7 protein-coding genes are annotated in these 7,309 nt (G+C 37.9%); 5 read left to right on the top strand and 2 right to left on the bottom strand.

Annotation, left to right across the window (positions count from 1 at the left end):
* The first annotated feature begins 305 nt into the window (after positions 1-305).
* From BFJ97_RS22950 to BFJ97_RS22960, 3 genes are all read left to right on the top strand, one after another.
* Positions 306-1,208, top strand: coding sequence for a fumarylacetoacetate hydrolase family protein (locus BFJ97_RS22950; protein ID WP_068986914.1), 903 nt, complete (start codon positions 306-308; stop codon positions 1,206-1,208).
* Between the two features lie 269 nt (positions 1,209-1,477).
* Positions 1,478-1,846, top strand: coding sequence for a YisL family protein (locus BFJ97_RS22955; protein ID WP_068986915.1), 369 nt, complete (start codon positions 1,478-1,480; stop codon positions 1,844-1,846).
* A 336-nt stretch (positions 1,847-2,182) separates the two neighbouring features.
* Entirely contained in the window at positions 2,183-3,646 is a 1,464-nt protein-coding gene (locus tag BFJ97_RS22960) for an alpha-amylase family glycosyl hydrolase (protein ID WP_068986916.1), read from the top strand.
* Between the two features lie 54 nt (positions 3,647-3,700).
* On the opposite strand, the gene BFJ97_RS22965 is transcribed toward BFJ97_RS22960, so the two are convergent.
* Positions 3,701-4,558, bottom strand: coding sequence for a DegV family protein (locus BFJ97_RS22965; RefSeq protein ID WP_068986917.1), 858 nt, complete (start codon positions 4,556-4,558; stop codon positions 3,701-3,703).
* A 269-nt stretch (positions 4,559-4,827) separates the two neighbouring features.
* Positions 4,828-5,637 (bottom strand): Cof-type HAD-IIB family hydrolase, encoded by an 810-nt coding sequence (locus BFJ97_RS22970; protein WP_068986918.1) that lies wholly within the window; start codon positions 5,635-5,637, stop codon positions 4,828-4,830.
* Between the two features lie 121 nt (positions 5,638-5,758).
* Between BFJ97_RS22970 and BFJ97_RS22975 the strand changes: the two genes are divergently transcribed.
* A complete protein-coding gene (locus BFJ97_RS22975; protein WP_068986919.1) occupies positions 5,759-6,523 on the top strand; it encodes a prolyl oligopeptidase family serine peptidase in 765 nt (254 codons plus the stop codon).
* Between the two features lie 53 nt (positions 6,524-6,576).
* On the top strand, positions 6,577-6,885 hold the full coding sequence (locus BFJ97_RS22980) for a metal-sulfur cluster assembly factor (protein WP_068986920.1): 309 nt from the start codon (positions 6,577-6,579) through the stop codon (positions 6,883-6,885).
* The last annotated feature ends 424 nt before the right edge of the window (positions 6,886-7,309 follow it).

Below are 7,309 nucleotides of genomic sequence, written 5' to 3' on the forward strand. Positions count from 1 at the left end.
GATTGGAGTGGAGGCTGGGCGACTCCTTGGAGATTAGCGATAGAGGAACGAAGGCTAAGAGCATCACGTCCTGTGATAACGCCTTCGTGACCTACATCGTGTAGGCCCGAGACCCTGGAGCGAGCAACGCGAGTGAAGCGGCTCATCGGACGCCCCCAGGAAAGCGCCCAGCTGGAACGGAAATCAACCCCACGTTATGGTGAATGGCCCGCGGTTGATTAGGAATAAAAAATATTGTCGCAAAAGTAAGGCAATTTCTATTATTTTGTTGTATCATGTAGAAAAAAGAAGGAGCTCTGAAAATCATGAAAATTTTATCGTTTAAATTAGGTGGACATGTAAGCTTTGGACCAAAAGTAAAAAAAGAAGAAGCGGTATGGGATGTACTCGCTATTCAGAATGAACTTCAAGTTCTCCCTTCTTTTTCAAGTTCAATCGTAGACGGCATTGCTTTAGGCTTTGATTTTGTTGAACAGATTCGTAAATTAGTAGAAGCCGCTGAAAAATCAGATCGTGCTGAAAGCTTCAAACGTGAATTTACAGTGATTGAATGGTTATCACCAATTCCACGTACACCAAAAAATATTATGTGTATAGGTAAAAACTATGATGAGCATGCAAAAGAAATGGGTGCAGAAGCAGCACCAACAGAATTAATGGTATTTACAAAATCTCCGACTGCTATTGCTGCTGATGGACAAACACTTTCGATCCATGCTGATCTTTCATCTAAAATGGATTATGAAGGCGAATTAGCAATTGTCATTGGTAAGCGTGGTAAAAATATTCCGAAAAACTTAGCATACGATTATGTATTTGGCTACACAATTGCCAATGATATAACAGCTCGTGATTTACAAGAAAAACATAAGCAATTCTTCTTAGGTAAAAGCTTAGAAGGAACTTGTCCACTTGGGCCATATCTTGTAACAAAGGATGAAATTCCGAATCCACAAGATTTAACAGTGGTTACAAAAGTGAATGATGAAGTACGTCAAAACGGCTCTACAAAAGATATGATGTTCTCTGTAGAATCATTAGTATCGATTTTATCTCAACACGTAACACTAGAGCCAGGTGATGTTATTTTAACGGGTACTCCATCAGGTGTTGGAAAAGGCATGAATCCACCACAATTTTTAAAAGCTGGAGATACTGTGAAAGTATCCATTCAAGGCATCGGTACATTAGTGAATCATTTTGAATAACTTTTTAAATCCGCGTGAGTCAACACGGGGGCACGGAAAGCTAAAGTAATAAATTTCTTAATTATAAATCTGACTTTTGTTGGAATTATAAACTCAAAAAAGTCGATTTGCATCACAATTTTTGTGGCAAATCGACTTTTTCAGTGCCCTAAGTCAACACTCCGCGGATTTTTAAGTTTATTCTGTGAACACTATTGTAATGTTTGAAACCCTTTCCAACACATGGTAGGATAGAGTTTGATAGAAAAAGAATATGAGGTGGGACAATAATGAGTTTTTTAACTAGCCAAACGCATTTGCATATTACTACTTGGGTAGTAGGTATCGTAATCTTTTTAATTGCAGCGCTAATGGGCAAGCAGTCAAAAGGCTTACATATGACGTTACGTTTATTCTACGTTTTAATTATCATTACTGGTGGAGCGCTCTTTATTTCTGCCATGGATTATGGTCAAGGTATGCTCTACGGCTTTAAATTCATAGGCGGTATTTTAGTCATTGGTATGATGGAAATGGTATTAGTACGTCAAAAGAAAAATAAACCAACAGGCATGTTTTGGATTTTATTTGCAGTATTCTTACTGATTACAATGTTCCTAGGTTTCAAATTGCCAATGGGACAAAGTTTCTTAGCATAATTGCTCGTAAAGGTCGTGAAGATTTCGCTTCACGACTTTTATTTTTTAAAAAGGTGGATTACGCTCGGGTAATTAGGAGAACAGTAAGGTGAAATCCGCTCGAGTAGACCGAATAACCCCTCAGGTAGCCGGAAAATCTACTCATGCAAAGCGCACGACTTCCCAGGCGATGAGTTCAACCGCTTCACGTAGCCGATGAATCGATGAAAAGGAGAAGTTGACACCTTTTTGTCGTAATTCATTTTGCATTTTCAGAAAATATTTTGAAATGATAGCGATGTGACTGTTTTATTTGGTAAAATGACGAAGGATTGGTTTGAAAGAGAGGGAATAAAAGTGAAATTCAAGAAGTGGATAAGTGCGACAGCTGCATCGCTTTTACTGGCAACTTCTTTAGTGAGTGCTATACCAGTTGCACATGCTGATGAAGTGTCAACAAGAACGATTGCAGAAGAAAGCATCTATGATTTACTCGTTGACCGTTTCTTTAATGGTTCGGGCACTAACGATTTTGATACAAATACGCAAGACCCTACGAAATTTGCTGGAGGCGATTTTGCAGGTCTAAAAGATAAACTGAAATTTATCGGAGAGATGGGCTTTACAATTGTTTCCATCGGACCAGTTTTTGCTACTGAGAAATATGATGGTTCGATGCCAACTAGCTACTCTACGATCGAGCGTCATTTTGGGACAAGTAAAGAGTTTCAAAGTGTTGTTGAGGCTTATAAAGCAAAAAATATGTCAATCATGGTGGATTTTCCACTTAACAATGTAAGTCCAAATCATGAGTGGGCAAAGGATCCAGCGAAAAAGGACTGGATTGCTTCAAGCAAAAATGGACAAGTACAGTGGGATTTAAAAAACAAAGATGTACAAGAAGCACTTATTAAATCAGCAACGGACTTTGTCTCTACATATGATATTGGTGGGGTTCGTCTAACAAATATTGCGGATGCCGATACAGAGTTTATTAATGCAATGATCGCGGCATTAAAGGATACGAAAAAGTCACTCTATGTCATTTCAAATGAAGAAAGTGACGCCGATTTTGATGCAAGTTTCTCACCAGCGACAGCTGATATTTACCGTAATATATTTAAAAATGTTGATAAGGATTCTTCAAAATTGATGGAGCCATTTACAGATGAGAAACCAACTCAGATTATGGTGGATTCGTTAGAAACGCATCGTTTTACATTTGATTCTGCAACTGAAAATATGTTCCCACCGACACGTATAAAAATGGCGATGGGTGCACTATTCATGATGCCGGGAATTCCAGTTATGCAATATGGTACAGAAATTGCGATGAATGGAGAGGCAAAGCCAGATACACATCAATTCTTTAACTTTAAAACAGATGAAGAATTAATCAAATATATTAAACATGTCCAATCTTTACGTAATCAATCTGCTACATTACGCAAAGGTGATTTTGAAGTTCTCAAAAATGAAGATGGCCTACTTGTATTTACACGTACATCCGATGAAGAAAAATGGGTCATCATGGTTAACAATACTAGTAAAACACAACGCTTTGATTTAACACCAGAACAGATTGGTGAAGATAAAATGCTAAATGGTATTTTAGTAGAAGAAAAAGTTCGTATTAATGAAAAAGACGTTTATCCAGTTATTTTGAACCGCGAAATGGTAGAAATTTATCAAGTTAAAAACGATGAAGGTTTCAATGTTCCATATATGGTCGCATTAGGATTAGTATGGTTAATATTCATAGGATTTGTAGTTGTTATTATTAAACGAGGTAAAGTACGACGCCAGGAGCAAGATGCTTAAAATAAATGATAAAGCCCCCTCTACACTGAACTTGAAGTGTGGAGGGGGTTTTTGTTAAGCTTGATAGCTTTTATTCGTAAAAAAGATGGCAATTGTACCTGGCCCAACGTGGGAACCGATCGCAGAACCAATCATTGTTACTTGGATGGCTTTTGGAGAAAACCTTTCTTGAATAGAAGCTTTTACATCGTTGGCAAGGTCCACATCATCGCTATGGCTAATACCTACAATTTTCTCTGAGAAGTTACCACCGCGCTCCTGCATCAATTCTAACATGCGAGCGATGGCTTTTTTACGTCCACGTGACTTTTCGATGGGCACAAGCTTACCATCTTCTACATTTAAAATAGGTTTAATACTTAGAAGCCCACCAAGAAATGCGCTTGTTTTTGATAAACGTCCGCCTTTAGCGAGGTAATCTAAATCCTCAACTGTAAATATGTGCTCCATTTGTAGGGCAAGGGCAGTAATTGTTGTTGCGATTTCCTCTAACGAAGTACCTGTACTTCGAAGTCGGACAGCTTCCTCGACTACTAGACCAAAACCTAATGAAATACATTTAGAATCGATGATCGCTAATTTTAGTGATGGATATTGCTCTAGTACTTGATTGCGAATCATGACCGCAGTATTATAGGTACCTGATAATTCCGATGAAAGGGCAATATAGATGCCTTCCTCTTCATTTTTCGCTAGATTTTCAAAATGCTTGAGAAAAAGCTCTGGTGATACTTGGGATGTTTTTGGGCGAGCACCTTGACGAATAGCATCGTAAATTTGTTTGGAATCAATTGCAATGACATCATCATAGTCTTTATTGTTCAATCCCACTCGTAGAGGAAGAAGTTCAATATTGTGTTCTTCGTAGTAAGACTTCGGTAGATCACATCCACTATCAGTAAAAATCTTCATCATTTGTCCCCCTAATTTAACATTCTTTTAACTCTGTATAAGGAGTTTTTAAATACTTAATACTACATAACAAGTGAATGAGTGTCGAGCTTTCCATTCTATGTTCCTTTAAAATAATGTTATATAGATAAATAATCCTATCGAGTTTCAGTATCGTTTTTGCAACAGTAAAAATTTATAACTTTATTCAGTAAGTACTCAGGATAACGGGTACTACTGAATAAAGTTAAATGTAAAAAATGGAATGTTAATTTGAACTTACTACTTAACTAGGATAATTTCAAGCGATCGATGAGTATTTTAGCGATTCCATCGTCATTATTTGTTGTGGTAATTTCATTGGCAATATTTTTTAAAGTAGGGATACCATTACCCATTGCAACACCTAATCCAGCATATTCAATCATTTCTAAATCATTGTCCTCATCACCAAATGCAATGATACGTTCCCGTGGGATACCTAAATCCTTTGCTACATGAGCGATTCCCACTGCTTTATTTAAGCCACGGCGAACAATCTCAATAATGTGAAATGGCGCACCCCAGCGACGATGTTCAATGACCTCTGCATGAACAGCATGTAAATGATCACGAATAATCATTGAATTTATTTCATTCGCTTGAATCAGTAAACTAGTGGGGTTGTCTAATAAATGGATATATAGGTCCCCTAGGGTAATTTTTGGATTCCCCATATTAAATATATTTAATATCCGTTCATCCTCTGTATGCACGTAAATATCATCCTTAACCTCCGCAATAATATTTTCGTATTCATAGCTATTAATGGAATCGACGACATCATGCACAATACTTAAATCTATAGGTGTGTGCTTATGGTGCCAAGAAGCATTTTTGGGGTGATGCACATAGGCTCCATTGAAATTTACAATGGGTGTTGTCAGGTCAAGCTCCTTGTAGTATATATCGCTTGCACGATAAGGACGACCTGTTGCAATCATCACTTGATGACCTTGTTCCTTTGCCTGTAATAATGTATTTTTAGTTTTTGTTGAAATTTGTTGTTGGTCCGTTAATAACGTACCATCTAAGTCTAAAACGATTAAATGTGGTTTCATAACTAATTGCCCCTTTCCTATAGTTTGAATAGTATCTCTTTGTCAATCATTCGTCAAAATTTTGTCACAATGGAAAAAGTTTGCTAACATTAAGTTGAGACACAAGTAGGGAGTGACAAAGATGATTGTTGAGAAAGAAATGTGGGGGAATATTCCTTTATTACATATACATACTGAAAATATGAATGAAGAAACCCCGGTAGTAATTTTCTTACATGGCTTTATGAGTGCGAAAGAACATAACTTACATTATGCATATCAATTAGTAGGTAAAGGGGTGCGTGTCCTATTACCAGATGCAAAATTACATGGTGACCGTAGTGAAGACCTATCTGAGATGCAAATGAATTTGCAATTTTGGGATATTGTTTTAAATTCTATTCATGAAGTTGAACAATTATATAATGAATTAAAGAATAAACAATTATTAGTGAATGATAAAATTGGCATAGCTGGTACATCAATGGGCGGAATTGTGACGTCGGGCTGCTTAAAGCTTTATGATTGGATTAAAACAGCAGTAGTATGTATGGGTGCACCAGGTTTTATTAAATTAGGTGAATATCAATTACAGCAACTCGCGAATGATGGTGTTAACTGGTCAATGTCCGAAGAAGAGGTACAGCAAATAAATGAGCTTCTAGCTAAATATGATATCAGTCTAACACCAGAAAAATTTGCAGGACGGCCTGTACTATTTTGGCATGGGGAATTAGATAAAATTGTACCTTTTAAAGATACCTATCATTTTTATTTAACTTTATGCAAATACTATGAAACAAATCCGGAAGACTTGAAATTTTTAGCCAATAAAAAAGCAGGACATGCTGTGTCACGCGACGGTATGTTAGCTGCAACTGAATGGCTTGCACAGCATTTGGCATAATAAGATGCATCTGCTATGATTAAGTTAACACTGTGATGGAAGGAGAAATACAGATGGATCAAGATATGAAAGACAGCATGTTCGGTGCATTAGAAAATGTAATTGACCCTGAGCTTGGTATTGATATCGTCAACTTAGGTTTAGTATATGATGTAGATTTAGATGAAGAAGGTCTAGCAACGGTTACAATGACATTAACTTCAATGGGCTGCCCGCTTGGACCTGTTATTGTGGATCAAGTAAATACAGCATTAGGTGAGCTTCCAGAAGTAAAAAGTACAAATGTTAATATTGTTTGGAATCCACCGTGGTCAAAAGATAGAATGTCACGCTATGCAAAAATGGCATTAGGCGTACGATAAGTCCGCTTAAAGCACAACAACAAATCCCCGCTCGCAACAGTGAGCGGGGATTTGTGCTGTCGAAAAACTATTATGTCAATGAAATTAAGGTGTCATATTAAAAGTATGGCTCTTCTGCAAAACGAGAAGTTGATTTCCGTTCCGACTGGGCGCTTTGTTGCTGCCGCTACGTTAGCACTACGCTTTCGCACAGAGCAAAGCTTCCTGGGGGCGTCCGATGAGCCGCTTGGGCCTACACGATGTAGGTCACGAAGGCGTTATCACAGGACGTGATGTTGTTAGCCTTCGTTCCTCTATTTGCTCGCTCCAGGGTCTCGGGCCTACACGATGTAGGTCACGAAGGCGTTATCACAGGACGTGATGCTCTTAGCCTTCGTTCCTCTATCGCTAATCCCCAAGGAGTCGCCCAGCCTCCACTCCAATC

It is taken from the genome of Lysinibacillus xylanilyticus (genome assembly GCF_001708185.1).
Classification (GTDB): Bacteria; Bacillota; Bacilli; order Bacillales_A; family Planococcaceae; genus Lysinibacillus; species Lysinibacillus xylanilyticus_A.

Bases quoted from the DNA above. Each gene is read 5' to 3' on its own strand.
- BFJ97_RS22965 (WP_068986917.1), bottom strand. From the start codon at position 4,558: ATGAAGATTTTTACTGATAGTGGATGTGATCTACCGAAGTCTTACTAC.
- BFJ97_RS22955 (WP_068986915.1), top strand. From the start codon at position 1,478: ATGAGTTTTTTAACTAGCCAAACGCATTTGCATATTACTACTTGGGTA.
- BFJ97_RS22980 (WP_068986920.1), top strand. From the start codon at position 6,577: ATGGATCAAGATATGAAAGACAGCATGTTCGGTGCATTAGAAAATGTA.
- BFJ97_RS22970 (WP_068986918.1), bottom strand. From the start codon at position 5,637: ATGAAACCACATTTAATCGTTTTAGACTTAGATGGTACGTTATTAACG.
- BFJ97_RS22975 (WP_068986919.1), top strand. From the start codon at position 5,759: ATGATTGTTGAGAAAGAAATGTGGGGGAATATTCCTTTATTACATATA.
- BFJ97_RS22950 (WP_068986914.1), top strand. From the start codon at position 306: ATGAAAATTTTATCGTTTAAATTAGGTGGACATGTAAGCTTTGGACCA.